Origin of the sequence: Lentzea aerocolonigenes (assembly GCF_000955955.1) — a bacterium.
Classification (GTDB): Bacteria; Actinomycetota; Actinomycetes; order Mycobacteriales; family Pseudonocardiaceae; genus Lentzea; species Lentzea aerocolonigenes_A.
On record NZ_JYJG01000007.1, the window covers coordinates 123,948 to 149,838 of the forward strand.

Annotated in this window: 31 protein-coding genes and 4 tRNA genes; 30 read left to right on the plus strand and 5 right to left on the minus strand. The window is 66.9% G+C overall.

Features of this window, described 5'->3' with window-relative positions; all coding sequences use genetic code 11:
* Window positions 1-114: 114 nt before the first annotated feature.
* The 3 genes from UK23_RS02825 (at window position 115) to UK23_RS02835 (ending at window position 1,748) form a co-directional block, all read left to right on the plus strand.
* Window positions 115-195 (plus strand) — tRNA-Tyr (locus UK23_RS02825).
* A 78-nt stretch (window positions 196-273) separates the two neighbouring features.
* On the plus strand, window positions 274-951 hold the full coding sequence (locus tag UK23_RS02830; RefSeq protein ID WP_045309745.1) for a protein phosphatase 2C domain-containing protein: 678 nt from the start codon (window positions 274-276) through the stop codon (window positions 949-951).
* Entirely contained in the window at window positions 948-1,748 is an 801-nt protein-coding gene (locus UK23_RS02835) for a hypothetical protein (RefSeq protein ID WP_045309746.1), read from the plus strand. Before UK23_RS02830 ends, UK23_RS02835 begins: the two co-directional genes overlap by 4 nt.
* On the opposite strand, the gene UK23_RS02840 is transcribed toward UK23_RS02835, so the two are convergent.
* Window positions 1,738-2,091, minus strand: a complete 354-nt coding sequence (locus tag UK23_RS02840; RefSeq protein ID WP_045309747.1) for a winged helix-turn-helix transcriptional regulator — start codon at window positions 2,089-2,091, stop codon at window positions 1,738-1,740. The genes UK23_RS02835 and UK23_RS02840 overlap by 11 nt on opposite strands.
* A gap of 83 nt (window positions 2,092-2,174) precedes the next feature.
* On the opposite strand from UK23_RS02840, the gene UK23_RS02845 reads away from it, so the two are divergent.
* The 3 genes from UK23_RS02845 to UK23_RS02855 all read left to right on the plus strand — a co-directional run bounded on the left by UK23_RS02845 (window position 2,175) and on the right by UK23_RS02855 (window position 4,232).
* Window positions 2,175-2,993: an NAD(P)-dependent oxidoreductase gene (locus UK23_RS02845; RefSeq protein ID WP_231114348.1), complete on the plus strand. Its 819-nt coding sequence runs from the start codon at window positions 2,175-2,177 to the stop codon at window positions 2,991-2,993.
* Window positions 2,990-3,724: an SDR family NAD(P)-dependent oxidoreductase gene (locus tag UK23_RS02850; protein WP_045309748.1), complete on the plus strand. Its 735-nt coding sequence runs from the start codon at window positions 2,990-2,992 to the stop codon at window positions 3,722-3,724. Before UK23_RS02845 ends, UK23_RS02850 begins: the two co-directional genes overlap by 4 nt.
* 82 nt (window positions 3,725-3,806) lie before the next feature.
* Window positions 3,807-4,232: a carboxymuconolactone decarboxylase family protein gene (locus UK23_RS02855; RefSeq protein ID WP_231114349.1), complete on the plus strand. Its 426-nt coding sequence runs from the start codon at window positions 3,807-3,809 to the stop codon at window positions 4,230-4,232.
* Window positions 4,233-4,352: 120 nt separating this feature from the next.
* Here UK23_RS02855 and UK23_RS02860 read toward each other — a convergent pair whose 3' ends face one another.
* Complete coding sequence (locus UK23_RS02860; protein ID WP_231114350.1) at window positions 4,353-4,562, minus strand: hypothetical protein; 210 nt, start codon at window positions 4,560-4,562, stop codon at window positions 4,353-4,355.
* Window positions 4,563-4,726: 164 nt separating this feature from the next.
* A complete protein-coding gene (locus UK23_RS02865) occupies window positions 4,727-5,005 on the minus strand; it encodes a GNAT family N-acetyltransferase (RefSeq protein WP_045309751.1) in 279 nt (92 codons plus the stop codon).
* 83 nt (window positions 5,006-5,088) lie between these two features.
* Here UK23_RS02865 and UK23_RS02870 point away from each other — a divergent pair, with 83 nt between their 5' ends.
* From UK23_RS02870 to rplA, 12 genes are all read left to right on the plus strand, one after another.
* Window positions 5,089-5,841: a PhzF family phenazine biosynthesis protein gene (locus UK23_RS02870; protein ID WP_045309752.1), complete on the plus strand. Its 753-nt coding sequence runs from the start codon at window positions 5,089-5,091 to the stop codon at window positions 5,839-5,841.
* 160 nt (window positions 5,842-6,001) lie between these two features.
* Window positions 6,002-8,608 (plus strand): putative bifunctional diguanylate cyclase/phosphodiesterase, encoded by a 2,607-nt coding sequence (locus UK23_RS02875; protein WP_045309753.1) that lies wholly within the window; start codon window positions 6,002-6,004, stop codon window positions 8,606-8,608.
* A gap of 73 nt (window positions 8,609-8,681) precedes the next feature.
* Window positions 8,682-8,757: transfer RNA gene (locus UK23_RS02880), tRNA-Thr, on the plus strand.
* Between the two features lie 42 nt (window positions 8,758-8,799).
* A tRNA-Met gene (locus UK23_RS02885) sits at window positions 8,800-8,872 on the plus strand.
* 88 nt (window positions 8,873-8,960) lie between these two features.
* A complete protein-coding gene (gene rpmG / locus UK23_RS02890; RefSeq protein WP_015105301.1) occupies window positions 8,961-9,125 on the plus strand; it encodes a 50S ribosomal protein L33 in 165 nt (54 codons plus the stop codon).
* Between the two features lie 80 nt (window positions 9,126-9,205).
* A complete protein-coding gene (locus UK23_RS02895; protein ID WP_045309754.1) occupies window positions 9,206-9,655 on the plus strand; it encodes a MaoC family dehydratase N-terminal domain-containing protein in 450 nt (149 codons plus the stop codon).
* Window positions 9,652-10,071: a MaoC/PaaZ C-terminal domain-containing protein gene (locus UK23_RS02900; RefSeq protein ID WP_045309755.1), complete on the plus strand. Its 420-nt coding sequence runs from the start codon at window positions 9,652-9,654 to the stop codon at window positions 10,069-10,071. The genes UK23_RS02895 and UK23_RS02900 overlap by 4 nt, the downstream gene beginning before the upstream one ends.
* Before the next feature lie 173 nt (window positions 10,072-10,244).
* Window positions 10,245-10,317: transfer RNA gene (locus UK23_RS02905), tRNA-Trp, on the plus strand.
* Between the two features lie 34 nt (window positions 10,318-10,351).
* Complete coding sequence (gene secE / locus UK23_RS02910; RefSeq protein WP_045309795.1) at window positions 10,352-10,765, plus strand: preprotein translocase subunit SecE; 414 nt, start codon at window positions 10,352-10,354, stop codon at window positions 10,763-10,765.
* Window positions 10,766-10,805: 40 nt separating this feature from the next.
* Complete coding sequence (gene nusG / locus UK23_RS02915) at window positions 10,806-11,618, plus strand: transcription termination/antitermination protein NusG (RefSeq protein ID WP_045309756.1); 813 nt, start codon at window positions 10,806-10,808, stop codon at window positions 11,616-11,618.
* 87 nt (window positions 11,619-11,705) lie between these two features.
* On the plus strand, window positions 11,706-12,140 hold the full coding sequence (gene rplK, locus UK23_RS02920; RefSeq protein WP_045309757.1) for a 50S ribosomal protein L11: 435 nt from the start codon (window positions 11,706-11,708) through the stop codon (window positions 12,138-12,140).
* Window positions 12,141-12,220: 80 nt separating this feature from the next.
* A complete protein-coding gene (rplA, locus tag UK23_RS02925; protein ID WP_045309758.1) occupies window positions 12,221-12,931 on the plus strand; it encodes a 50S ribosomal protein L1 in 711 nt (236 codons plus the stop codon).
* Window positions 12,932-12,994: 63 nt separating this feature from the next.
* On the opposite strand, the gene UK23_RS52480 is transcribed toward rplA, so the two are convergent.
* Both UK23_RS52480 and UK23_RS52485 read right to left on the minus strand, forming a co-directional pair.
* The gene (locus UK23_RS52480; RefSeq protein ID WP_052684312.1) at window positions 12,995-13,510 is read right to left on the minus strand and encodes a methyltransferase domain-containing protein; all 516 of its coding nucleotides are present in this window, start codon (window positions 13,508-13,510) and stop codon (window positions 12,995-12,997) included.
* 5 nt (window positions 13,511-13,515) lie between these two features.
* Window positions 13,516-14,229, minus strand: a complete 714-nt coding sequence (locus UK23_RS52485) for a hypothetical protein (RefSeq protein WP_045309759.1) — start codon at window positions 14,227-14,229, stop codon at window positions 13,516-13,518.
* A gap of 245 nt (window positions 14,230-14,474) precedes the next feature.
* On the opposite strand from UK23_RS52485, the gene rplJ reads away from it, so the two are divergent.
* The 12 genes from rplJ (at window position 14,475) to UK23_RS02995 (ending at window position 25,883) form a co-directional block, all read left to right on the plus strand.
* Window positions 14,475-15,029, plus strand: a complete 555-nt coding sequence (gene rplJ, locus UK23_RS02940) for a 50S ribosomal protein L10 (protein WP_045309760.1) — start codon at window positions 14,475-14,477, stop codon at window positions 15,027-15,029.
* A 55-nt stretch (window positions 15,030-15,084) separates the two neighbouring features.
* Window positions 15,085-15,474: a 50S ribosomal protein L7/L12 gene (gene rplL / locus UK23_RS02945; protein ID WP_045309761.1), complete on the plus strand. Its 390-nt coding sequence runs from the start codon at window positions 15,085-15,087 to the stop codon at window positions 15,472-15,474.
* Between the two features lie 365 nt (window positions 15,475-15,839).
* Entirely contained in the window at window positions 15,840-16,907 is a 1,068-nt protein-coding gene (locus tag UK23_RS02950; RefSeq protein WP_045309762.1) for an ABC transporter ATP-binding protein, read from the plus strand.
* Window positions 16,904-17,689, plus strand: coding sequence for an MlaE family ABC transporter permease (locus tag UK23_RS02955; RefSeq protein ID WP_045309763.1), 786 nt, complete (start codon window positions 16,904-16,906; stop codon window positions 17,687-17,689). The genes UK23_RS02950 and UK23_RS02955 overlap by 4 nt, the downstream gene beginning before the upstream one ends.
* A gap of 2 nt (window positions 17,690-17,691) precedes the next feature.
* On the plus strand, window positions 17,692-18,501 hold the full coding sequence (locus tag UK23_RS02960) for an MlaE family ABC transporter permease (RefSeq protein ID WP_045309764.1): 810 nt from the start codon (window positions 17,692-17,694) through the stop codon (window positions 18,499-18,501).
* Window positions 18,498-19,817 carry an MCE family protein gene (locus UK23_RS02965; protein WP_045309765.1) on the plus strand — a complete coding sequence of 440 codons (1,320 nt, stop codon included), beginning with the start codon at window positions 18,498-18,500 and terminating at the stop codon, window positions 19,815-19,817. Before UK23_RS02960 ends, UK23_RS02965 begins: the two co-directional genes overlap by 4 nt.
* Window positions 19,814-20,845, plus strand: coding sequence for an MCE family protein (locus UK23_RS02970; protein ID WP_045309766.1), 1,032 nt, complete (start codon window positions 19,814-19,816; stop codon window positions 20,843-20,845). The genes UK23_RS02965 and UK23_RS02970 overlap by 4 nt, the downstream gene beginning before the upstream one ends.
* Window positions 20,842-21,843, plus strand: coding sequence for an MCE family protein (locus UK23_RS02975; RefSeq protein ID WP_045309796.1), 1,002 nt, complete (start codon window positions 20,842-20,844; stop codon window positions 21,841-21,843). The genes UK23_RS02970 and UK23_RS02975 overlap by 4 nt, the downstream gene beginning before the upstream one ends.
* Entirely contained in the window at window positions 21,840-23,006 is a 1,167-nt protein-coding gene (locus UK23_RS02980; RefSeq protein WP_045309767.1) for an MCE family protein, read from the plus strand. Before UK23_RS02975 ends, UK23_RS02980 begins: the two co-directional genes overlap by 4 nt.
* Window positions 23,003-24,157 carry an MCE family protein gene (locus UK23_RS02985; RefSeq protein ID WP_045309768.1) on the plus strand — a complete coding sequence of 385 codons (1,155 nt, stop codon included), beginning with the start codon at window positions 23,003-23,005 and terminating at the stop codon, window positions 24,155-24,157. The genes UK23_RS02980 and UK23_RS02985 overlap by 4 nt, the downstream gene beginning before the upstream one ends.
* The gene (locus UK23_RS02990) at window positions 24,154-25,383 is read left to right on the plus strand and encodes an MCE family protein (RefSeq protein ID WP_045309769.1); all 1,230 of its coding nucleotides are present in this window, start codon (window positions 24,154-24,156) and stop codon (window positions 25,381-25,383) included. Before UK23_RS02985 ends, UK23_RS02990 begins: the two co-directional genes overlap by 4 nt.
* Window positions 25,383-25,883 (plus strand): hypothetical protein, encoded by a 501-nt coding sequence (locus UK23_RS02995; RefSeq protein WP_045309770.1) that lies wholly within the window; start codon window positions 25,383-25,385, stop codon window positions 25,881-25,883. The genes UK23_RS02990 and UK23_RS02995 overlap by 1 nt, the downstream gene beginning before the upstream one ends.
* Window positions 25,884-25,891: the final 8 nt, after the last annotated feature.

The following is a 25,891-nucleotide window of genomic DNA, read 5'->3' on the forward strand; positions in this document are numbered from 1 at the left end:
TCGGGGGCAACGATCTCGGGCTTACAGCCAGCGTCGATGCTACTGGGGGACCCCGATTTGGGGCCGCCCGAAGGTGTTATGTATTGTTCCGCCTGCACCGTTACGGCGGTGTGGGGCGGGTTGCCCGAGCGGCCAATGGGAGCGGACTGTAAATCCGTCGCGAAAGCTACAGAGGTTCGAATCCTCTACCCGCCACGCAAGTCGATGGGCCTCTGACCGAGCTGGTCAGGGGCCCATTGTCGTACATCCGGTGTGGTGACAGAGGGGGACGCTGTGCGCACGCAGATGGCAACTGAGGCGGGACGGACGACCGCGCCGAGCGAGGACCGCGCGCTCGTGGGGCCGAACCTGCTCGCGGTGCTCGACGGGGTGACCGCAAAAGACGAGACCGGCTGCGAGCACAGCGTCGGCTGGTTCGCCGACCAGCTGGCCGCGGAGCTGCTGCGGTTCGCGCACCTCGGGCCTGCTCCGGCGCTGGCAGAGGCCATCAAGCAGACCCGTGAGCTGCACTCCGGCAGCTGCGATCTCGATCACCCCGACAGCCCCAGCGCGACTGTCGGGCTCGTCCAGATCAAGAATGACGTGCTGCGGTACCTGGTGCTCGGCGACGCCACCGTGGTGGTCGACACCAAGCAGCAGCTGCACGTCGTGAGCGACACGAAGACCAGTCGCACGGCCGGTGCGAACCCCACCGACGTCGAGCACGCGCTCACGGGCGAAATTCCGCTGCACGACGTCAAGCGCGTCGCGATCCTCTCCGACGGTGCCGCGCGGGCGGTCGATCTGTTCAATCTCTTCGATTGGCGCAAGGCTCTCGAACTGATGGCCGCGAACGGGCCGGACGATCTGATCCGCAAGATGCGCGCGGTCGAAAAGGAAGACGCCAAGGCCGTCGATTGGCCGCGCAAGAAGGTTTCCGACGACGCGACTGTGGTCTATCTCGAACGATGAGCCTCACCGGGCTCGACGATGTGCTGCGGGACGCGGCGAGCGTCCGCGTCGTAGAGATCGATTGGTACGGCGAGGTCGTCGTCGACCTGTCGCGCACGGAGGACCTGGATCGCCTGCGCAGCGCCATGCGGATCGGCTCGCTGCCGGGCTACGTGTGCGCTTGCCGCGGCCAGGTCAGGTTCGAGTTCTCGGACGTGCGCGGCGAACCTCTCACCGAGGTCGTGGCGCACCACGGGGTTTCGCTCGCCTGGCGGTGGGACAGCGGCCACGGCGAGCTCGCGGACGGCGTTGAGTTGTTGCGCTGGCTCGCCGAGCACGGTCTGCCCGGGCCGGGGCTGAGCTGGCAGGAACGGCCAGAGCGGCTGGCGTGGATCGCCGCGATGCCGCCCGCGTTGGAGGAGATGGCCGACGACCTGGTCGGGCACTGGGAGATGGCCGACGACTCCCGTCATGTGATCGAGGCACGCAAACGCTTGCAGGGCCTCGATTCCGTGACCCGCGTGCTGCAGCTGCTGGCGTGGCTCGCGGCCGGCACCGGCAAGCCGCCGTACGAGGACGTTCCCGGGCTGATCCTGCGCGAGACGCCGATCGCGGAGATCATCACCGCGCTCCAGGACCCTGACGCCGACGAACGCCACGACGCGGCCGCGGCCCGGCTGCTGCTCGCGGGCAACAGCAGGATCAGGCAGCGGCTGGACGTCGCACGCCTGCCCGGCCCGCTCCGGGTGCGCATCAGGGAAGCGGCGCGGGGCTATGAGCTGCCGCAGTGGGCGGAACGCCTGCTGCTCAATGCCTAGGCGCCGGCTCCACGCCACGGCGGCGCGCGATCGCCTGCATGTTGTCCTCGCCCCAGTCGCCCAACGGTCCCAGGGCGTCGTTCAGCCGCACGCCCAACGGTGTCAGCGAGTACTCGACGCGCGGCGGCACCTCGTGGAACACCTCGCGGTGCACGATCTGGTCCGCTTCCATCTCGCGCAGTACCTGGATCAGCATCTTCTCGCTGATGCCGGACACCGCCCGGCGCAGCTCGCCCGTGCGCAACGGGCCGTGGTGCAGCGCCCAGAGGATCAGCGCCTTCCACCGGCCGCCGATCACGTCGATAGCCGCGTCGAGGCCGCAGGAGTACTTCCGAGGCAGCATGCCGGATCCTTACCGAAAGGTGGGTACCTGACAAAATAGTAGGTACTTGTCGCCTTGACAGTGTCGGAACGAGCATTCAAGGCATGGGGATCAAGAAGTCCGTGAGCGTGCTCGGCCTCGGCCGGATGGGCAGTGCGCTCGCCACCGCTCTCGTCGGCGAGGGCTATGACGTGACCGTGTGGAACCGGACGCCGAAGACGCTGCCCGGCGCCAGAAGTGTTGCCACACCGGAAGAAGCCTTCGAAACAGACGTCGTCGTCACCTGTCTGTCCACGTACGAAGTCCAGCAACCGTTGCTCAGCAAGAACATCAAGACGCTCGTCAACCTCACGTCCGGCACTCCGGAACAGGCCCGCGCCACAGCGGAGTGGGCGCGACAGCACGGCGTCGAGTACGTCGACGGCGTGATCATGGCTGTGCCACAGCAGATCGGCACGGAACAGGCCAGGATCCTGTACAGCGGGCAGAGCACGCACCACGTCCTGGACGCGTTCGGCGAGCCGGTCCACCTCGGCGAGGACGCCCGTCTGGCGGCCCTGTACGACCTGGCCCTGCTCGGGATCATGTGGTCGGTGTTCGGCGGCTACCTGCAGGCGCAGGCGCTCGTCCAGACCGCCGGTGTCACGCCACAGCAGTTCACGCCGCTTGCCACCGACTGGCTCGCCACCGTCGGCACCTTCCTGCCCGAGATGGGCGAGCAGACCGCGCACCGGAACTACGAGACCGAAGTGTCCGCATTGGACATCAACGTCGAAGGCCTGCGCCTGCTCACGCGAGCCAACGAGGAACAAGGCCTCGACGTAACGGTCCCGCAAGCCCTGCACGGCCTGTTCCAACGCGCCCAGAGCAACGGCCACGGCGCGCACAGCATCGCGAGCGTCATCGAGGAGATCCGGAAGTGAAGTACCTGGGACGCAAGGCCGTCGTCACCGGCGGCACGCACGGCATGGGCCGCGCGGTGGTGGACAAGCTGGTCGACGGAGGCGCGGCGGTCGTCCTCACCGGCCGCACGATCGAGAAGGCGGAAGGTGTCAAGGCCCACGCCATCGCGTCCGACGCGGCGAACCTGAACGACGTGGCCAAGCTCAAAATCGAAGTCGCACAACGACTCCAGGGCATCGACCTGCTGTTCATCAACGTCGGTTTCTCCACCCTCACGCCGTTCGACGCGACGACCGAGGCCGACTACGACCGCACGTTCGACGTGAACACCAAAGGTGCGTTCTTCACCGCACAGCACCTGGCTCCGCTGATCAAGCCAGGAGGCTCGATCGTCTTCACCACCAGCGTCGCGGTGAACCTGGGGTCTCCCGGCCTGAGCGTCTACGCGGGTGCGAAAGCCGCCGTCAGGGCGTTCTCCAGAGGGCTCGCCGCGGAACTGGCCCCCGCGGACATCCGGGTCAACGTCGTCAGCCCCGGCTTCATCGACACGCCGTCGATGGGCGTGACCGGTGTGCCACAAGAGGTTCTGCAGCAGTTCAAGGAGCAAGGCGACCGGGTCACACCGCTCAAGCGCCACGGCACGATGAACGAGGTTGCCGACGCAGTGCTCTTCCTGGCGTTCGACGCGACCTTCACGACCGGTTCCGAGTTGGCCGTCGACGGTGGTCTCGGCCAGGGGCTGAGCGCGTAGAAAAATCTTCGGACCACCTGTCACACCTGCGTCGCGTCTCGGGTCGAGAGGGCAGAAGACGATGAAGACAGGGAGAACGAAGATGAGGATCGCCAACCCGATCATGTCCGTGCCCGGCGCGATGAAGGCACTGCTGGACCTGTCCGCGGCCGCCGGGAAGACGGGGCTGGACAAGGACTACGTCGAGTTGATCTGCCTGCGGGTCAGCATCATGAACGGCTGCGGCGCGTGCATCGACTACCACACCAAGCTCCTGCGTGAGGCGAAGGTGGCGGACGAGAAGGTCTACGCCGTCGCCGGCTGGAGGGACGTGCCGTACTACAGCGACGCCGAGAAGGCGGGGTTCGCGCTCGCCGAGCAGGTCACGCAGGTGCACGTGAGCGACGAGGTGTGGGACGAGGCCGCCAGGCACTACAACGAGGAGCAGCTCGCCGGTCTCATGATCGCCATCGGTGCGATCAACCTCTGGAACCGGATGAACGTGGGCACGCAGCAGAAGGTGGCCTGAGTCCACAGAAGAAGGTTGAAGCCGGCGCGCAAGAGCTTCCTCTCTCTTGCGTGCCGGCCTCAGCGCGGAGCATACCTCATGTCGAACAAATGTTCGATCATTTGGCGATCAACACGCCGATCAACTCGCGGCGAGTGCCGCCCGGCCGTCGTCGGTCAGTTCCGCGCAGACGCGAAGGCCGAAGCTCGTTGGCTGCGTGGGGCGCAGCAGTCCCGCGTGCACGAGGTCGTGCGTCGCCATCTGGTCGCAGCAAGGCAGTCCGTCGACGTACAACTCGGGCTCTGTGCCGCCGGTGACCTCGGCACGGCCCGCTTCGACGGCCCGCAGCATCGACCTTGCTCTCCCGCTGAGTTCCATCTCGACCCCCCAGGTGTGGTGTCCGAATCCGCTACCCCTTTGTCGAAATAGAGGCCGGATTCGTTCCACAAGTACGGGTTCGTTTGGGTTCTTCGCTTGTGTGAACGGGTAGATCATGCGCCTCTAGGCCGTTCGGGTCACGAAGACACGCCGTGGAACGCGCGGCGGACCCAGAGCGTCCAGCGCGGCTGGTAGCCGTGCGAGTACCAGAACGGCGTGGAGCGCGGGTTCGGCAGAGCGTGGTGCAGCAACGTCGACGCCACGCCCGCGCTGTCGAGCAGACCGTGGGCGAACGCCACCAGTGCGCTGCCCGCGCCACCGCCGCGCTCGTCCGGGCGCACGCCGAGGTGGTCGATGTACGCGATCAGTCCCAGCCCGGCCGCCACCTCAGCGCGTGCACTCGCGAGGGACGCCACGTCGGGCCCAGTGAGTCCGGATCCGCTTCCTGGTACGCGAAAATCTCAGCCACGGCCCCATCTGAGCATGGCAGGGTCGGGGTGTGGAGATCTACGTGGTGGATGCGTTCACTGACCGGCCCTTCGCGGGCAACCCGGCCGGCGTCGTGCTCCTGACCGAACCTCGCGACGACGCCTGGATGCAGGCGATCGCGGCCGAGATGAAGCACGCCGAGACGGCGTTCGTGACCCCGGACAACCACCTGCGCTGGTTCACCCCGGAGGCCGAGGTCGATCTGTGCGGGCACGCCACCCTCGCCACCGCTCATGTGCTGGGCGGAGAGCAGACGTTCACCACGCGTAGTGGGCCCCTCACATGCGTGAACGACGATGGATGGATCCGGATGGACTTCCCCGCGGACCCTCCAGAGTTGACTGACCCGCCAATCGGACTAGTAGAAGCGCTGCCACATGCGACGATCAAGTCCGTCTCGCTCGGGCGCTTCGACTACCTGATCGAGCTGGAAAGCGCCGCGGAAGTCCGTTCCTTGCGACCTGATGTCCAAGGACTGACACAGATTTCGTCACGCGGAGTAATCGTGACGGCGATCGGCGACGGCGACGCGGACATCGTGAGCCGCTGTTTTTATCCGGCCGTCGGCGTCCCGGAGGACCCCGTCACCGGTTCGGCCCACTGCACGCTGGCGTCCTATTGGGTTCCCCGGCTCCAGCGCGCTGACCTGCTGGCGGAGCAGGCGTCGCCGCGCGGAGGGTTCGTCAGGGCGACCCTCGACCAAGATCGCGTACTGCTCTCTGGGCAGGCTGTGACGGTGCTCCGAGGCCACCTGAGCGTGTAGCCACGTCTGGGTGAATCGAAGTCACACGGGGTGCTCGACCTGCCATTTCGTCCCCCGAGCGGGGTACATTGGTGCCCCTGGAGGGGTCCTGATCGCCAAGTGCGGGACCCCTCAGTCACGCCTAGAGGTTCCCCCCACCCCAGGCCGACGAGGAGGCTGGATGTCCGACCGAGCGTCGGCCCCCGTGTCGGACTCGGCCGCCTGGTCGGCCAAGTCGACCAACCGCGCGTTCAGCGCGTTCGCCGTCACCCTCCTGGTGGCCGGCGTCGTCTGCGCGGGCATGGTCGCGGCATGGCTCCCGGAGAAGGAGAACACCTCTCTCTTCTGGATCGGCCCCCTTCTCGTCGTCGGCTTCCTGCTGGCGGAACAGCTCGCGATCAACGTCGACGTCCGCAGCGGCGTCGCGTGGACGATCTCCTTCACCGAGATCCCGCTGGTCCTGGGCTTGCTCGTAGCACCGTTCGAGGTCGTGCTCGCCGCGCACGTGGTCGCTGGCGTGGGCACGTTGCTCGGCAGGCGGATCCTCGACCGCGCCGTCTACAACGCCGGCCTCATGTTCATGGAGATCTCGGTCGCGTTCGCCGCCGCCGAGGCCGTGAACAGGATGATCGGTGCGGGCGGACCGTTCTGGGCGGGCGCGTTCGTCGGCACCATCACCGTGCCGTTGCTCGCGAGCGTGCTGGGCCTCTGCGCGTTGCGGCTCATGGGCAAGTCGATGCGCGTGGGCAACAGCGTCCGTCTCGTGCTGCAGACGCTCGTCGTGGCGCTGCTGAACACCTCGGCCGGCCTCGTCGGCTACCAGATCGTCTCCACCACCGAGTGGGGCGGCGTCCTGATCATCCTGGTGCTCGCGGGCATCGTGGCCACCTACCTCGCCTACTCGGGACTGCTGCGGGAGCAGCGCGACCTCGAGGCGCTGAGCGAGGTCAGCCTCCGCGTCGCGAGATCGGGACAGCACGGCACCGGCCCGCGCCAGCCGGACGACGACCTGACGACGGGCGTCGAAGAGGACGAGTGGCAGCTCATCGCGGAACGCATCCGCGAGCAGCTCAACGCGAACCGGGTCGTGCTGCGCCTGCGCACCGACCCGCAGGAAGCCATGATCACCCTCGTCGCCGGCGAACCGCTGCCGGAGGAGATGGCCGCCACCGACCCGCGGGCCGTGCGCGAGGACCCGATCCTGCAGCTGCCCGGCACGCACGTCCGCTACTACCGCGTGGCCGATGCCACCGAGGACGTCACCGAGGCCCTGCTGCGGCGTGACGCGCAAGAAGCGCTCGTCGTCCCGTTACGGGGTGCGACCCAGCTGCTCGGCGCGGTCGAGGCGCACGACCGGCTCTCGCGCTGGCGTGGTTTCGGCAAGGCGGACATCCAGCTGTTGCGCACCCTGGCCTCGCACCTCGCGACGGCCGTCGACAACCGGCGCCTGCTGGCCCGGTTGCGTCACGACGCCTACCACGACCCGCTGACCGGCCTGCTGAACCGGCCGGGCCTGCGCGAGGCGTGCGCCGAACCGTTGCGCGAGTCCCAGAAGGGCGTGGTGCTGCGCATCGACCTCGACATCCTGTCGACGGTGTCCGATGCGCTGGGCCAGGCCTGGGGCAACCGCATGGTCGTCGCGGCCGGACGCCGGCTGCGTGACGCTCTCGGCGCCGACGTTCCGTTGGCGCGCTTGGAAGGTGGCGCTTTCGCCGCTTTCCTCGACGACTCGCGTGCCGGTGAAGCGCACGAGATCGCGGAACGGCTGCGGGCCGGGCTTTCCGTGCCCTATCCCGTGGATCGGCTCACGGTCGAGGCCTCCGCGGTCGTCGGGTACGCGTCCAAAGCGGACTCCGAGACCGAGGACCCGGACCCCGACGCGTTGCTGCAGCGGGCGGACGTCGCCGTGCGCGCGACGTCGGAGGGCACGCCGGTCAAGGCCTACGCGCCGTCGATGGGCCACCTGTTCCTGCGGCGCTTCCAGCTCGTGACGCAGTTCCGCCAGGCCGTCGAGACGGGCCAGATCTCGGTGCACTACCAGCCGAAGGTCGCCCTGCCGTCGCGTCAGGTCGTGGGCGCGGAAGCGTTGGTGCGCTGGACACATCCGGAGTTCGGCCGCGTCGACCCGGACGAGTTCGTGCCCGCCGTCGAGGCCACCGGTCTGGTGGACGTGCTGACGGACTTCGTGATGGATCGCGCTCTCGAACGCGTGCGCCGCTGGCTCGACCGCGGGCTGCGGATGTCCATCGCGGTCAACCTGTCCGTGCGGACGCTGGGCGACGAGGACTTCCCGAACCGCGTGTCGGCCGCTCTGGCACGCCACGACGTGCCGTCCGGGCTGCTGACCTTCGAGCTCACGGAGTCGGGCGTCATGGCCGATCCCGAGCGCGCTCTGCCGGTGCTGCGGCGCCTGCACGCTATCGGCGTCGTGCTGGCGGTCGACGACTTCGGCACCGGCTACTCGTCACTCGCGTACCTGCGGCAGCTGCCGGTGGACGAGGTGAAGATCGACAAGTCGTTCGTGCTCGGGATGGGCACGGATCTCGGTGACATGGCCGTGGTCCGGTCGATCGTGGAGCTCGGGCACTCGCTCGGTCTTGTGGTTGTCGCGGAAGGCGTTGAGGACGACGCGGCTCGCGATCAACTCGTGGGCATGGGTTGCGATGTGGCGCAGGGCTACCTGATCTCGCGTCCGCTGTCCGAGGACCGCTTCGAGGCGTGGCTGCGCGCCCGAACGGTGCAGGTCAGGGGCGCCCGCGATGAGACGGTGCTCACCTTGGTCCACTGAGGCGGCCCCCCGATTTCGTTCTTGGTGGACGCCTGTTGTAGAGTTCTCCTTGCTCGACAGGAACGAAGAGCAAGCCCCTTTAGCTCAGTCGGCAGAGCGTCTCCATGGTAAGGAGAAGGTCTACGGTTCGATTCCGTAAAGGGGCTCCACGACTCGGCCGCGATGTCAGCATCGCGGCTTGTGTTGTGTAAAGCGGTGTAGCTCAGTTGGTAGAGCAAGCGGCTCATAATCGCTGTGTCGCCGGTTCAAGTCCGGCCACCGCTACTCAGCAAGATCCCCGCCGGGCGGTAAGCCCGCACCGGGTGCCTCACTCTGAGGCCGGGGCGAGTGCGCTCTCAGGAAGGCAAGGACCGTGGCTGCAACCGACGTACGCCCGAAGATCACCCTCGCGTGCGAGGAGTGCAAGCACCGGAACTACATCACCAGGAAGAACCGGCGCAACGACCCGGACCGCCTGGAGATCAAGAAGTTCTGCCCGAACTGCAAGACGCACCGCGCGCACAAGGAAACCCGCTGAGCGCGTAGCGAATCTTCGACGAGGCCCGTCCCGCAACTGGGGCGGGCCTCGCCGTTTCTCCAGGCGTATAGGCTGCTCAGGTGCCTCTCGACCCCGCTTTCACCGGACGTAGTTATCCGCCGTCGACGCCGTACGACGTGAGCCGCGAGAAGATCCGCGAGTTCGCCGACGCCATCGGTGCGACCAGCCCGGCCTACCGCGACGCCGAAGCCGCGAAGGCGTTGGGGCACAGGGATGTCATCGCACCGCCGACGTTCGCGATCGTGGTGTCGATGAAGACCAACGAGACGGTCATGTTCGACCCGGAGCTGAAGCTCGACTACAGCCGGGTCGTGCACGGCGACCAGAGCTTCACCCACCACCGCCCCATCACCGCGGGCGACCAGCTCGTGTGCGTGGCGCACATCGACGCCATCACGTCCCGCATGGGCAACGACATGGTGACTGTGCGGACGGAGATCAGCACGGTCGACGGCGAGCTCGTCACGACCGCCAAGTCGATGCTCGTCGTGAGGGGAGAAGACGCGTGACTCCGAAGATCGTCGCTGAAGTCGGCACCGAGCTGCCGGCGCTGTCCGTCCGCCTCAAGCGCGACGACCTGGTCCGCTACGCGGGCGCCTCGCTGGACTTCAACCCCATCCACTGGAACGAGAAGACCGCGAAGGACGTCGGCCTCCCGGACGTCATCGCGCACGGCATGCTGACGATGGCCGTGGCGTCGCGGATCGTCGCGGAGTGGATCGGCGACCCCGGCGCGATCGTCGAGTACGGCTGCCGGTTCGGCCGGCCGGTCGTGGTGCCCAACGACGACGAGGGTGCACTGGTCGAGGTGTCCGCGAAAGTCACCAAGGACTTCGAAGACGGAACTGTGAAGGTCAACATCAACGCGGCCTTCGCGGGCAAGTCGGTCCTGACCGGGGCTTTTGCTCGCGTACGTGTTCTTTGACACACGGGGTCGGGCACAGTTGCCCGACCCTGATTCGTGTTCTCGGCACTCGTATGGGTAGGCTGTGCGACAGGCCGCTCGGCAAATGCTTGGGCGGTCTGGTTGGAGTGGTCCGGGGATGCTCCCGTACACTTTCAATCTTGTGCGCCAGGGGGTCTCGTTCGGGATCTCAAAGGGGTGTAGCTCAACTGGCAGAGCAGCGGTCTCCAAAACCGCAGGTTGCAGGTTCAAGTCCTGTCGCCCCTGCTGTCGAAGCGTCATCGGTCGAGTGGAGGACGGCATGAGCGAGGGCCGCGAGCAGGACCAGCCGGAGGAGCGCGAAGGCGCTGTCCGGCCGTCCACTGCTGCGGCGCGACGTGAACGTCGTGCCTCCTCTCGCCCGGCCGCCCGCAAGGACGGCAGCAGCGCTGAGTCGAAGAAGAGCGTCGCCAAGTCCGAGGAGTCGGACGAGGACGCGAAGAAGGGTCGCCCGACCAAGACCCGTGAAGGACAGGAGAAGCGTCCCTCGCTGATCGGGCGGTTCTTCCGCTACATCCGCGAGGTCATCGGCGAACTCCGCAAGGTGATCTGGCCGACGCGCAAGCAGCTCGTCACCTACACGGGCGTTGTCCTCGTGTTCGTGGTGTTCATGGTTGCGCTGGTGTGGGCTCTCGACCTCGGCTTCGGCGCGGCTGTTTTCGAGTTGTTCGGCTGAGCCGGACAGCTGCCGCTGCAATCAGGAAGCGAGATCCACAGTGACCTCCGATAACGGCGTAGACGCCCAGGAGAAGACCGACCTGCTCGACGACGAGGTGTCCGAGGACACCGCGCTCGACGAGACGGTCGAGTCGGACGCTGTGGACTCCGACGACGAGGACACCGACGTCGCGGACGAGGCCACCGAGACCGCTGAGGACGTCGACGTCCTCGCGATCGACGAGACCCCGATCGACGAAGAGATCGCCGACCCCGCCGAAGAGCTGCGTCAGGCCCTGCGCCACGCGCCCGGCGACTGGTACGTCGTGCACTCGTACGCCGGTTACGAGAACAAGGTCAAGGCCAACCTCGAGACTCGTATCCACACGCTCGACATGGAGGACTACATCTTCCAGGTCGAGGTGCCGACCGAAGAGGTCACCGAGATCAAGAACGGCCAGCGCAAGCTGGTGCAGCGCAAGGTGCTGCCCGGCTACATCCTGGTCCGCATGGAGCTCACCGACGCGTCCTGGAGCGCCGTCCGCAACACGCCGGGCGTGACCGGGTTCGTCGGAGCCACCTCCAAGCCCTCGCCCCTCACGATCGACGAGGTGCTGAAGTTCCTGCTCCCCCAGGGCGAGCAGAAGCCGGCCGAGGGCAAGAAGGCCGCCTCCACCGCCGCGCCGAAGCCGACCATCGAGGTCGACTTCGAGGTGGGCGAGTCGGTCACCGTCATGGACGGACCGTTCGCCACGCTGCCCGCGACGATCAGCGAGGTCAACGCGGACGGCCAGAAGCTGAAGGTCCTGGTGTCGATCTTCGGCCGGGAGACGCCGGTCGAGCTGTCGTTCAGCCAGGTCTCCAAGATCTGAGCGGTTTCCCTGCGAAGGGAGACCGATCGGCCACGCTGCGGCTGGCAGGGCCGCGCGCGGACACCGCAATAACAGGAAGTACGGACAATGCCACCCAAGAAGAAGAAGCTGTCAGCGATCATCAAGCTGCAGATCAAGGCTGGTGCCGCCAACCCGGCGCCGCCCGTTGGTCCCGCGCTGGGTCAGCACGGCGTCAACATCATGGAGTTCTGCAAGGCCTACAACGCCGCGACCGAGTCGCAGCGCGGTCAGGTCGTGCCGGTTGAGATCTCCGTGTACGAAGACCGTTCGTTCGACTTCAAGCTGAAGACCCCGCCGGCCGCGCGACTCATCCTCGCCGCCGCTGGTGTTGAGAAGGGCTCCGGCGAGCCGCACCGCCTCAAGGTCGCCAAGGTGACCATGGAGCAGGTCCGCCAGATCGCCCAGACCAAGATGGTCGACCTGAACGCGAACGACATCGACCAGGCCGCGAAGATCATCGCCGGCACCGCCCGTTCCATGGGCATCACGGTCGAAGGCTGATCACACCCTCTTTTAGCAAGCGTGGGAGAGCCGAGCGCGGCTCATTCACCACGAACTGATCCACGGTAAGGACAGAAGTTATGAAGCGCAGCAAGGCCTACAAGGCCGCCGCCGAGCTGGTGGACCGGGAGCGGCTGTACTCGCCGCTGGAGGCCGCCAAGCTCGCCAAGGAAACGTCCAAGGTGAAGCTGGACTCCACCGTCGAGGTTGCGATCCGCCTCGGCGTCGACCCTCGCAAGGCCGACCAGATGGTCCGCGGCACCGTGAACCTGCCGCACGGTACGGGCAAGACCGCCCGCGTGATCGTCTTCGCAACCGGTGACAAGGCCGCTGAGGCCGAGGCCGCCGGTGCGGACGCCGTTGGCTCCGAGGACCTGATCGAGCGCATCCAGGGTGGCTGGCTCGACTTCGACGCCGCGATCGCGACCCCCGACCAGATGGCGAAGGTCGGCCGCATCGCCCGCATCCTTGGCCCGCGTGGCCTGATGCCGAACCCGAAGACCGGCACCGTGACCCCCGAGGTCACGAAGGCGGTGAACGACATCAAGGGCGGTAAGATCAACTTCCGCGTTGACAAGCAGGCCAACCTGCACTTCGTCATCGGCAAGGTGTCGTTCGACCCCGAGAAGCTGGTCGAGAACTACGCGGCTGCTCTGGACGAGGTGCTCCGCGCCAAGCCGTCCGCCGCCAAGGGCCGGTACGTCAAGAAGGTCACCGTCTCCACGACGATGGGCCCTGGCATCCCGGTTGACCCGAACCGCACCCGCAACCTGCTGGTGGACGAGGCCTGAGCCTCGCGGTTCTAGTTCTGCTGTGAACGGCCCCCGGAGCTTCCGGGGGCCGTTCGCGTTGTGTCACAAGGGTTTGCGGGCCACCAGCAGGAACATCAGCGGCGCCGCGAAGAAGTCGCCGGTTCGCAGTTCGGCCAGCCACCGCCCGCCGTCCGCCCGGTCGATCGCACCTGCCCGGATCGCTCGTTCCGTGTTGCGGCTGAAGGCGAAGATGGTGTCCGCCAAGGCGAAGTCGCGGAACACCGGCGCGGCGCTGTACACCGCCTCGACCTCGAAGCCGGCTTGCTCGGCGAGTCTGGCAGCCCGGCCGGCTTGAGCACGCGCAGGAGTTCGGCCAGGACCGCGGACGGGTCTGCGACGTGCTGGAGGGCGCGATCCATGCGGGCCCCGGTCGAAGGTGGCGTCCGCGAACGGCAGCGCGTGCCCGTCGGCCAGGTGGATCGCGACGTGCGGGTGGCCGTGGAACCGTGCCTTGGCGGCGTCGACCATCTTCTGGTCGATGTCGACACCGACGACGCGGCCGGACGTGGTGACCGCGTCCGCCAGGGCTCGGTACCCCCCAGTGCATTTGGTATGCACCCCGATCAACCACAGGTGCTGGGGGACCAGTCGGTGATGACCCAGCCGGAGCCGACCTTCTCCACGACGAACGTGCCCAGGCGCGGGCCGCCTTCCACGGTCAGCTCGCACGAGTTGATCGTGACCTTGCTGGTCGTCGGGGTCTTGAGCATCTCCGGCGGGAACATGACCTGCTGGTACTTGTCGACGCTGGTGACCTTGGTCTTCAGCTCCTTGACCGCGGCCGCGCAATCGCTTGCGCCGTGAGCGTTGGCGAACTTCTGACGAGTGTCCTCGCGCAGGATGAGCGTGCAGGCGCGGGTCGTGTCGGCGAACGACACGTGCTTGTAGAACATGCCGACGGTGCCCTGCAGCCCGGCCGGTGCGGAGAGGCCCTGGGCCGCGCCGGTCACGCCGCCGCTGTCCGAGGCGATGTCGCCGGGGTCGTCGGTGCCGAAGAAGTGGTTGTAGACCCACATGACCGTGACGAGTGCGGCGACGGCGGTGAACAGACGCCAGAAGAGGCTGCTGCCCAGGAAGATCAGCAACCAGCGGAGCCAGTGGCGCGGCCGTTTGGGCGGCTCGAACGTCTGGGGCGCCTGACCCGTTGCCTCCTGGTAGCGCTGGAACTCCTGGAAGCGCTGGAACTCCTGGAACTGGCGGAGCTGCTCCGGGTCCACCTGAGGGGTAGGAGGCTGCGGCTGGCGGGGCGCGAGGTCCTTGCCGGGCTCGTCTGTCACAGGTCACATCATGCCGATTTGGTTCGGCGGACACGACTCGCGTAGTCTCATCGGTGGTTCTACCGAAGACCGCTGGTTTTCTCCGCGAGGAGAACGAAGGCCCCGTTGCAACACGGGCGGCCCGCGCAGGGAGGACGAGGCTCAGGTCAGTTGTGACGCCCCGTGCTGCTCATGCGCGAGGGCGTTTTTGTTGTTTCGGAGCCTTCTCGGCTGGCGGTCTAACCCAGCCCAGAGAGGAGGCGATCATGGCGAAGCCCACGAAGGTTACGGCGGTCGCTGAGCTTGCGGATCAGTTCCGCACCAGCTCGGCAGCGGTTGTCACTGAGTACCGTGGCCTCTCCATGGCGCAGCTCACCACGCTGCGTCGCGCTCTCGGCGCGGGCACCAAGTACACCGTCGCGAAGAACACGCTCGTCAAGCTCGCTGCTGCGGACGCCGGCGTGGAGGGCCTCGAGGCTCTTCTGTCCGGTCCGACCGCCATCGCGTTCGTCGAGGGCGAGCCCGTCGACGCCGCCAAGGCGATCCGCGACTTCGCGAAGGACAACAAGGCCCTGATCATCAAGGGCGGCTACATGGATGGCCGCCCCCTCTCGGTCGACGAGGTCACTGCGATTGCAGACCTCGAGACCCGTGAGGTGCTGCTCGCGAAGCTCGCGGGCGCGATGAAGGGCAACCTGGCCAAGGCCGCGGGTCTGTTCAACGCCCCGGCATCCCAGGTCGCTCGCCTGGCTGCTGCCCTGCAGGAGAAGAAGGCCGCTGCGGCTCCCGCCGCCGAGGCCGACGCTCCCGCCGAAAGCTGATCACCCGAAGACACACCCGACGCTTTCGCGCGGGACATAGAAAGGAACGCCGATCATGGCGAAGCTCAGCACCGACGAGCTGCTCGACGCTTTCAAGGAGATGACCCTCCTGGAGCTGTCCGCGTTCGTGAAGCAGTTCGAGGAGACCTTCGAGGTCACCGCCGCGGCTCCGGTCGCCGTTGCCGCTGTTGCCGGCCCCGCCGCCGGTGGCGCTGCCGAGGTCGAGGAGCAGACGGACTTCAACGTCATCCTCGAGTCGGCCGGCGACAAGAAGATCCAGGTCATCAAGGTCGTCCGCGAGGTCGTCTCGGGCCTGGGCCTGAAGGAGGCCAAGGAGCTGGTCGAGTCCGCTCCGAAGGCGATCCTCGAGGGCGTGGCGAAGGACGTCGCCGACGCCGCCAAGGAGAAGCTCGAGGCTGCCGGCGCCAAGATCACCCTCAAGTGATCTGAGCCCCTTCGGGGGCTTGCGCTCTGCCTTTGCAGTGCCTTGACGGGCGTGCACCTTTCAACGGGGGTGCACGCCCGTTTTGCGTTTCCGCGACCGGGCGGGTGGCCGGCTTGCGTAGGGCGAGTCCTGTTCCGGCTCGCCCGCGGCTTCGCCTGGTGTGCTCGGGCTCACATGTGTCGTGAATTTCCCGGTTGTCGGGCAGTGGTCTAGGTGGCTGTGACCGTTTTGCGAGGTCACGCTGTGTGGTGTTATCTGAACGCAACCGGCATTAGGCCAACTGGTGAGTAACCTGCCGCGAACGAACTCGTTGCCCCAGTGTGACGCCGATCGCCTCGGCGTCTTGGGCGTGTGCGGAGGTGCGGATGGGCGTCGAGGTGGTCGTTGAGGGCCTGACCAAGTCCTTCGGCAAGCAGACCATCTGGCAGGACGTCTCGCTCACGTTGCCGCCGGGTGAGGTCAGCGTGATGCTCGGGCCGTCCGGTACTGGCAAGAGCGTGTTCCTGAAGTCGTTGGTCGGGCTGCTCAAGCCGGAGCAGGGCAAGATCGTCATCAATGGGACGGATCTTGTCCGGTGTTCCGAGCATCGGTTGTACGAGATTCGGAAGATGTTCGGCGTGCTGTTTCAGGACGGTGCGCTGTTCGGGTCGATGAATCTGTACGACAACATCGCGTTTCCGTTGCGGGAGCACACTCGCAAGACGGAGGCCGAGGTTCGCAGGATTGTTCTTGAGAAGATGGAGATGGTCGGTCTCGTCGGGGCGGAGAAGAAGCTGCCCGGTGAGATTTCCGGCGGTATGCGCAAGCGGGCCGGGCTCGCGAGGGCGCTGGTGCTGGATCCCGAGATCATTTTGTGCGACGAGCCGGACTCCGGGCTGGACCCGGTGCGCACGGCGTATCTGAGCCAGCTCCTCATCGATTTGAACGCTCAGATCGACGCGACGATTCTGATCGTCACGCACAACATCAACATTGCCCGGACCGTGCCGGACAACCTCGGGATGTTGTTCCGGCGGGAACTCGTCATGTTCGGGCCGCGCGAAGTGCTGCTGACCAGTGACGAGCCGGTTGTGGAGCAGTTCCTCAACGGGCGGCGGCTCGGGCCGATCGGCATGTCCGAGGAGAAGGACCAGGCCACGATGGCTGCCGAGCAGGCCCACGCGGATGCCGGGCACTCGGACGGGTCGCCGGACGAGGACATGCGCGGGGTTGTGCCGCAGTTGGAGCCGACGCCCGGACTGCCGTTCCGGGATGCGGTGCGCAGGCGGAAAGACCGAGTTATGTCGATCATTCATCAGCTGCCGTACGAGGCGCAGCAGGGGATTATCGCGAGCCTCACGCCGGACGATTTGGCTCGGTACAACGTGCATGCCGGTGCGCCCGCGCAGGCGCCCACGCCCAGCCCCTGGCCGCGTCAGGGTGGTGTGCTGTGACCGCGCCTACGACGTTTCCCGGCGCTGGGGCGCTGCGGGAGACCGGGAAGCTTTGTCAGCTCGGGATCGACGTGGTGCGGACCTCGTTCCGCAGGCCGTTCCAGCTGCGGGAGTTCATTCAGCAGAGCTGGTTCATCGTCAGCGTGACGGTGTTGCCGACGGCGCTGGTGTCGATTCCGTTCGGTGCGGTCATCGCGTTGCAGCTCGGCAGCCTCACGCGGCAGATCGGTGCGCAGTCGTTCACCGGTGCGGCCAGCGTGCTGGCGATCATTCAGCAGGCCAGTCCGATCGTGACGGCGCTGTTGATCGCTGGTGCGGGCGGTAGTGCGATCTGTGCGGACATCGGCTCGCGCAAGATCCGTGAAGAGATCGACGCCATGGAAGTCCTCGGCGTGAGTCCGATCCAGCGCCTGGTCGTGCCGCGAGTGCTGGCGGCGATGCTGGTGTCGGTGCTGCTCAACGGCATGGTCAGCGTCGTCGGTGTGCTCGGTGGCTACTTCTTCAACGTGATCATGCAGGACGGCACGCCTGGTGCCTACCTGGCGAGCTTCTCCGCCCTCGCCCAGCTGCCGGACCTGTGGATCAGTGAGATCAAGGCGCTGATCTTCGGGTTCATCGCGGGCATCGTGGCCGCGTACCGGGGTCTCAACCCGGCCGGTGGGCCCAAGGGCGTGGGTGACGCGGTGAACCAGGCCGTGGTCATCACGTTCCTGCTGTTGTTCTTCGTCAACTTCGTTCTCACCACGATCTACCTGCAGGTCGTGCCCGCGAAGGGGAGCTGACGATGGCGAACAAGGCGCTGTCCGCTCTGGACGGATTCGGCGACCAGCTGGCGTTCTACCTCAAGGCGCTGGCGTGGACGCCTCGTGCGCTCAAGCGGTACATGAAGGAGACCCTGCGGCTGCTGGCCGAGGTCAGCTTCGGGTCCGGGGCGCTGGCGGTCATCGGCGGCACGATCGGTGTGATGGTCGGGCTGTCGGTGTTCACGGGAACGGTCGTCGGTCTGCAGGGCTTCACGGCCCTCAACCAGATCGGCACGTCCGCGTTCGCCGGGTTCGTGTCCGCGTACTTCAACACCCGTGAGATCGCGCCACTGGTCGCCGGTCTCGCTTTGAGCGCCACGGTCGGGTCTGGCTTCACGGCCCAGCTCGGTGCCATGCGGATCTCCGAGGAGATCGACGCGCTCGAGGTCATGGGCATTCCGAGCCTGCCGTTCCTGGTGACCACGCGGATCATCGCCGGGTTCGTGGCGATCATCCCGCTGTACGTGATCGGGCTGCTGACGAGTTACCTGGCGGCGCGGACGATCACGGTGGAGTTCTACGGGCAGTCGGCCGGTACGTACGACCACTACTTCAACCTGTTCCTACCTCCGATCGACGTGCTCTGGTCGTTCGGCAAGGTGCTGGTCTTCGCGGTCGTGATCATCATGACGCACTGCTACTACGGCTACCGGGCCAGTGGCGGTCCGGCGGGCGTGGGTGTGGCGGTCGGCCGGGCGGTGCGGACGGCGATCGTGACGACCGCGCTGCTCGACTTCTTCCTGAGCCTCGCGATCTGGGGTGCCACGACGACGGTGAGGATCGCGGGATGAGGAAACGCATTCTCGGTATCGCGTTCCTCCTCGCGATCGCCATGTTCCTGTCGCTCACGGTGGCGCTGTACAAGGACGCCTTCGGCGACTACGTGAAGGTCACGCTCAAGACCGACCACATCGGCAACCAGCTGCAGACGGCCAGCGACGTGAAGGTGCGCGGGCTGATCGTCGGGTCGGTGAAGGCCATCCGCAGCAGCGGCAACGGGGCCGAGCTGGAGCTCGCGCTGTTGCCGGACAAGGTCAACGAGATCCCCGGCAACGTCAGCGCGCGCCTGCTGCCCAAGACGTTGTTCGGTGAGCGGTACGTGAACCTGGTGCTGCCGCAGCAGAAGAGCGCGGCCATCAAGGCCGGCGCCGTCATCGAGCAGGACAAGACCAGCAGTGCGATCGAGCTGGAACGCGTGCTGGACAACCTGATGCCGGTGCTGCAGGCCATTCAGCCGGAGAAGCTCGCCACCACGCTGACCGCGCTGTCGCAGGCGCTGGACGGGCGGGGCAAGCCGCTCGGTCAGACGCTGGTGTCGCTCGACCAGTACCTCGGTGAACTCAACCCGCAGCTGCCCGCGTTGAAGGAGAACATCTCCAAGCTCGCGGATGTCGCCAACGTCTACTCGGACGCCGCGCCGGACCTGTTGCAGGCGCTCAACGACATGACCACGACGACCAAGACGGTCGTGGAGCAGCGGGACAACCTGCTCGCGCTGTACGGGTCGCTCACCACGACGTCGCAGGACCTCACGAGCTTCGTCACGGTCAACAAGAACAACCTCATCGCGCTCGCCGACACCAGCCGCCCGACGCTGGAGCTGCTGGCCAAGTACGCGCCCGAGTACCCGTGCCTGCTCAAGGGGCTCGCGGAGTTCGAGCCGGTCATCAGCAAGGCCTTCGGCGAGGGCACCAACGAGCCTGGCCTGCACATCACGCTGGAGATCACGCAGAACCGCGGCAAGTACAAGCCGAACCTGGACGAACCCGAGTACAAGGACAAGCGCGGACCCCGCTGCTACGACCTCGTGCCGCGGCCGGACCCGTTCCCGCAGTACCCGCCGGAGGGGCCGGTGAACGACGGCTCGTCCGCGCCGCCGCCCGCCCGTGTCGCCAACGACGGGATCCTGCCGCCTGCCAACGCGGGCAACGTGACGTCGACGTCGTCGGCGCAGGACGTGCTGCGGCTCGCCAACTCCCCGGAGGAAGCCCGGTTGATCGCGGCGCTCTACGGGCCGCAGCTCGGCATGGACCCGCGTGACATGCCCAGCTGGTCGAGCCTGCTGCTCGGACCGCTCGTGCGCGGGACGGAGGTGACGGTCAAGTGAAGGGTGTGCTCGCCCCGCTGCTCAAGCTGATCACCTTCGCGGTGGTGACGATCCTCGCCACGACGCTGCTCGCGGTGACCATCGCCAACGTGAACCTGGCCGGTGCCACGGACTACAAGGCGCGGTTCACCGACGTCACGGCGTTGAACGAGGGTGACGACATCCGCATCGCCGGTGTGCGCGTCGGGCAGGTCGACGAGATCAAGGTCGTCGACCGCAAGACCGCCGAGGTCGACTTCTCGATCGATGGCGACCGCAAGCTGCCGGGGTCGGTCATCGCGACGATCAAGTACCGCAACCTGGTCGGGCAGCGGTACATCGCGCTCGAATCCGGCACCGGTGACACCAAGGCGGTGCTGCCAGAGGGCGGCACGATCCCGCTGGAGCGCACCAAGCCCGCGCTCGACCTGACGGTGTTGTTCAACGGCTTCAAGCCGCTCTTCCAGGCGCTGTCGCCGGAGGACGTGAACAAGCTGTCGTTCGAGATCATCCAGGTGCTGCAGGGAGAAGGCGGCACGATCGACAGCCTGCTGCAGCACACGGCGTCGCTGACCAGCACGCTGGCGAGCAAGGACAAGGTGATCGGCGAGGTCGTCGACAACCTCAACACCGCGCTCGACACCGTGAACTCGCGCGACCAGGACTTCAACAGCCTCGTGATCACGTTGCAGCAACTGGTTTCCGGCCTTGCACAGGACCGCCAGCCGATCGGTGACGCGATCACCGCGCTCGGCGACCTGACCAACGCCACCGCCGGGCTGCTGGAGCAGGGCCGCGAGCCGTTGAAGAACGACATCGCGCAGCTCGGCCTGGTCTCGAAGAACCTGGCGGACAACGAGCAGATCGTCGACGGCTTCCTGCAGAAGCTGCCGAACAAGCTGGAGACCATCACGCGCACCGCGACCTACGGCTCGTGGTTCAACTTCTACCTGTGCGAGGCGAGCGGCAAGGTCTCCGTCCCGCCGGTCATCTCGAACCCGATTCCGATCACGGCGTTGCCGGTGACACAGCAGAGGTGCCGCCGATGAAACAGCGCAACCCGATCAGGACCGGCGCGATCAGCCTGACACTCATCGCGCTGCTGTTGCTGGCCGCGTTCTACTCGGACGACCTGCCGATCGTCGGCGGTGGCACGAGCTACGCCGCGGACTTCAGCGAGGCGGCGGGGCTGGTCCCTGGCAACGAGGTCCGCGTCGCCGGCGTGAAGGTCGGCAAGGTCACCAAGGTCAAGCTCAACGGCGACCGGGTGCGGGTGACGTTCAAGGTCAAGGACGCCTGGGTGGGCGACCGGACGACCGCGATGATCCGCATCAAGACGTTGCTGGGCCAGAAGTTCCTGTCGCTCGACCCGCAGGGTCAGCAGCCGCTCTCGCCGGGCGACCCGATCCCGAAGGAACGCACGCTCGCGCCGTACGACGTGAACGAGGCGTTCAACGGGCTCGCGACGACCGTCGGCCAGATCGACACCAAGCAGCTCGCGGACAGCTTCACGGTGCTGTCCGACACCTTCAAGAACTCACCGGAGCACGTGCGGGGCGCGCTGGACGGCCTGTCCGCCCTGTCGAAGACGATCTCGTCGCGCGACGAGCAGCTGGCCAAGCTCCTGGACAACACCAGGAAGCTGACCAAGACGCTGGCCGACCGCAACGAGGAGTTCGAGAAGCTCCTCTCCGACGGCAACCTGCTGCTCGGCGAGATCCGCAAGCGGCGCGAGGCGATCAGCGCGCTGCTGACCGGCACGCGCGACCTGTCCCGTGAGCTCAGCGGTCTGGTGCAGGACAACCAGAACCAGCTCAAGCCCGCCCTGGAGCAGCTAGGCAAGGTCACCACGATCCTGCAGCGCAACCAGGACAACCTCGACCGCAGCCTCACGTTGCTGGCGCCGTTCTACCGGGTGTTCGCGAACACCCTGGGCAACGGGCGCTGGTTCGACACCTACATCTGCGGTCTGCTGCCGCCTTCGGTGAACCTCGGCCTCGTCGGGTTCAACGAGGAAGGCTGCCTGCCTCCGGGGGTGCAGCGATGACTGATGTGGCCGGCTCCAAGCTCGGACGCGGCATCGCGATGGCGTGCGTGCTCGCGCTCGTCGCGACCGCGGCGCTGTGGTGGATCTTCTCCGGCATGAACGAGCGCAAGGTGACCGCGCACTTCGCCGCGGCCGTCGGCGTCTACCCCGGCGGTGACGTGCGGGTGCTCGGCGTGAAGGTCGGCACGATCGACGAGGTCACGCCGGAGGGCAAGACGGTCAAGGTCGTCTTCACGGTCGACCGCGACGTCCGGATCCCGCAGAACGCGCAGGCAGTCGTGGTCTCGCCGAGCGTGGTCAGCGACCGGTACGTGCAGCTCGCGCCCGCCTACACCGGTGGGCCGACGATGGGCGACAACGCCGTGATCCCGCGCGAGCGCACCGCGACGCCGGTCGAGCTGGACGAGCTCTACCAGTCACTGGACAAGCTCACGACCGCGTTGGGGCCCAACGGGGCGAACGCCGACGGTGCCTTGGCGGACCTGTTGAACTCGGCCGCGAAGAACCTCGAAGGCAACGGCCAGGCGCTCAACGACACGTTGAAGAACCTCGGCCAGGCCACGCGGACGCTGTCGGGGTCCAAAGAGGACCTGTTCGCGACCGTCGACAACCTGCAGAAGTTCACCGCGATGCTGGCCGCGAACGACAGCCAGGTGCGGGACTTCAACAAGCAGCTCGCCGACGTCACGAAGCTGCTGGCCGACGAGCGCGGTGACCTCGGTGCCGCGTTGAGCGAGCTGGCGACGGCGTTGCAGCAGGTGCAGGGCTTCATCAAGGACAACCGCGAGGTGCTCAAGTCCAATGTGGACAAGCTCGCCTCGATCACGCAGGTGCTGGTGAACCAGCGGGCGGCGCTGGCGGAGACGCTCGACGTGGCGCCGCTGGCACTGGGCAACCTGCAGAACTCCTACAACGCGGCGTCCGGCACGCTCGACACCCGCGCGGACATCAACGAGCTGAACCAGCCGCCGATCGTGCTGGTCTGCAAGCTGGTGCAGCAGGCGACGCCGAACAACGTGCCGCCGATCCTCGCGCAGACGTGCAAGCAGCTGGAGCCGATCCTGTCGGGTGCGGTGCCGCTGCAGTCGCCGGCGCAGATCGTCAGCGACCTCAACGCGGGCAAGCTGCCGCTGCCCCTGCCGCTCGGGGGTCAGCCGCGATGAAGAAGCTCCTGATCGCTTTGACAGCGCTCGCGTTGACGGGGTGCGGTTCCGGTGGGTTCGACGGCGTCTACAACATGCCGCTGCCCGGTGGCGCCGACGTCGGTGACCACCCGTACCGGGTGAAGGCGCAGTTCAAGGACGTGCTGGACCTGGTGCCGCAGGCGGGCGTGAAGGTCAACGACGTGCCGGTGGGACGGGTCGAGCAGATCGACCTCGCTCCGGACGGCTGGACCGCCGAGGTCACGATGCTGGTCAACGGCGACGTGCAGCTGCCGGCCAACGCGTTCGCCAAGCTGCGGCAGTCCGCGTTGCTGGGTGAGAAGTTTGTCGAGCTGGGCAAGCCTCCCAAAAATGATCAAACACAGGCGGTGGAGGCCAAGCTCGCCGACAACGCGGTGATCCCGCTTGACCGGACCAACCGCAACCCCGAGGTCGAAGAGGTCTTCGGCGCGTTGTCGTTGCTGCTCAACGGTGGTGGTGTGGCGCAGCTGCAGAACATCACCAAGGAGCTCAACAACGCGATGCAGGGCAACGAGCAGCAGATCCGCTCGCTGCTGGGCAACCTGAACACGTTCGTCGGGGAGCTGGACAAGCACAAGGCGGAGATCGTCCGCGCGCTCGACTCGATCAACCGCCTCGCCGGGACGTTGGCTGACCAGCGGGAGAAGATCGCGGTGGCGCTGACGGACCTCGAGCCCGGTCTGCGCGTGATCGCCGAGCAGCGCACGCAGCTCGTGACGTTGCTGAAGTCCCTGGACAAGCTCTCGGACGTCGCGGTGGACACGGTGAACAAGAGCCGGGACGACATCGTGGCGGACCTGAAGGCGTTGCAGCCGACGTTGCAGAAGCTGGCGGAGTCTGGGCAGAACCTGCCCAAGGCGTTCGAGCTGTTGCTGACCTACCCGTTCCCGGACGCGGCGGTCGACGGCATCAAGGGCGACTACACGAACCTCTACGCCGACCTCGACCTGAACCTCGGCAACATCCTCGACAACCTCGGCCGGTCGCGGCAGTCCCCGCTGGACTCGTTGATCCCGTCGGGCACGCCGTTGCCGTTGCCGAACATCCCGCTGCCCGGTCTCAGCCCCGGCACCGGAACCGGGTCCGGGCTGGGCGATCTGCTCGGCGGCCTGCTGGGAGGTCGCAAGTGATCACACGCGGCACCAAGCTCAAGATCGGCGCGTTCGTGCTGGTCGCGTTGCTGGGCATCTCGTACGTCAGCGCGACGTACGTGGGCCTGTTCAAGTCGTCGTCGACGGTCGTGACGATGCAGCTCGCGGATTCGGGCGGCATCTTCACCAACGCCGAGGTCACGTACCGCGGCGTCACGATCGGCCGGGTCGGGCAGCTGCGGCTGACCTCCGAGGGCATCGAGGTCGACCTGGAACTCGACTCGGACGCGCCGCGCGTGCCCGCGTCGACCGAGGCAGTGGTGGCGAACCGCTCGGCCGTGGGTGAGCAGTACGTCGACCTGCGGCCGAAGAGCGACTCCGGGCCCTATCTGGAGGCCGGGTCGGTCATCCCGCGGTCGGCCACCAAGACGCCGCCGCCGGTCGACGGCCTGCTGTCCAACCTGGACGCGTTCGCCTCGTCGGTGCCCACCGACTCGCTGCGCACCGTCGTCGACGAGCTGCACACGGCGTTCAGCGGCACCGGTGGCGACCTGCAGGTGCTGATCGACAACACCGCGGCGTTCACGGCGGCGGCCAAGGAGCACCTGCCGCAGACGACGCAGCTGCTCAAGGACGGCAAGATCGTGCTGTCCACGCAGGCCGCGCAGGGTGGCGCGATCCGGTCGTTCAGCGGTGACCTGCGGTTGATCGCGGAGCAGCTGAAGGCGTCCGACGGCGACATCCGCCGGTTGATCGTGGCGGTGCCGCCGGCCTCGCAGCAGGTGTCGGCGTTGCTGAAGGAGAGCGGGCCGAACCTCGGTGTGGTGTTCGCGAACCTGCTGACCACCTCGAACATCCTCGTGACCAGGCGTGATGGTTTGGAGCAGATCGCGGTGACGTACCCCCTCGCCGTCGGCGGTGGCTTCACCGTGGCGCCGGGCGACGGGTCCGCGCACTTCGGCCTCGCGCTGAACGTGTTCGACCCGATGCCGTGCACCGTGGGTTACGAGGGCACCAAGATCCGTCAGGGCAACGACACGTCCGCGGCGCCGTTGAACACGCAGGCGTACTGCGCTCTCGCGCGCGGTTCGGCGACCTCGGTGCGAGGCTCGCAGAATGCGCCGTACGGTGGAACGCCGACGACGCCGGTTGGCAACGCGACGACGCAGCCGGGCCTGGAGCCGACCGGGCAGCAGGCGGCTCCGGAGTTGCCGCTGCTGACGTCGCTGGGCCAGCTGCTCGGTTTGCCGGAGGAGAAGAAGTAGTGCGGATCTTCACAGCGCTCGCCGCGGTCTTCGCCGTGGTGATGCTCGTGTTCGCCGTGTTCAGCGGCTTCGTCTGGTACAGCTCCGCGCACTCGTCGGAGTCGTCGTTCGCCGCGGCGCGCGACGACGCCCTGCGCTCCGGCCAGGTCGGCATCTCGAACTTCCTGACCTTGGACTACCAGAAGGTCGACGAGGACCTGCAGCGCTGGCTCAACTCGTCGACCGGCGAGCTGCGCGCGGAGATCGACAAGGACAAGGACTCGCGCAAGAAGCAACTGGTCGACGCCAAGTCCGTGACCACCTCGAAGGTCCTGGACTCGGCGATCACCGAGCTCGACGACCGCGCCGGCACCGCGTCCATGATCGCGGTGGTCGAGAGCACGGTGACCCCTGCCGATGGCCAGAAGGTCACGAAGATCAACCGGTACCTGACCAAGCTCACCCGCACCGAGGACGGCTGGAAGCTTTCGCAGCTGGGTCCGTTGCGGGCGGGCGTCTGATTGGACGC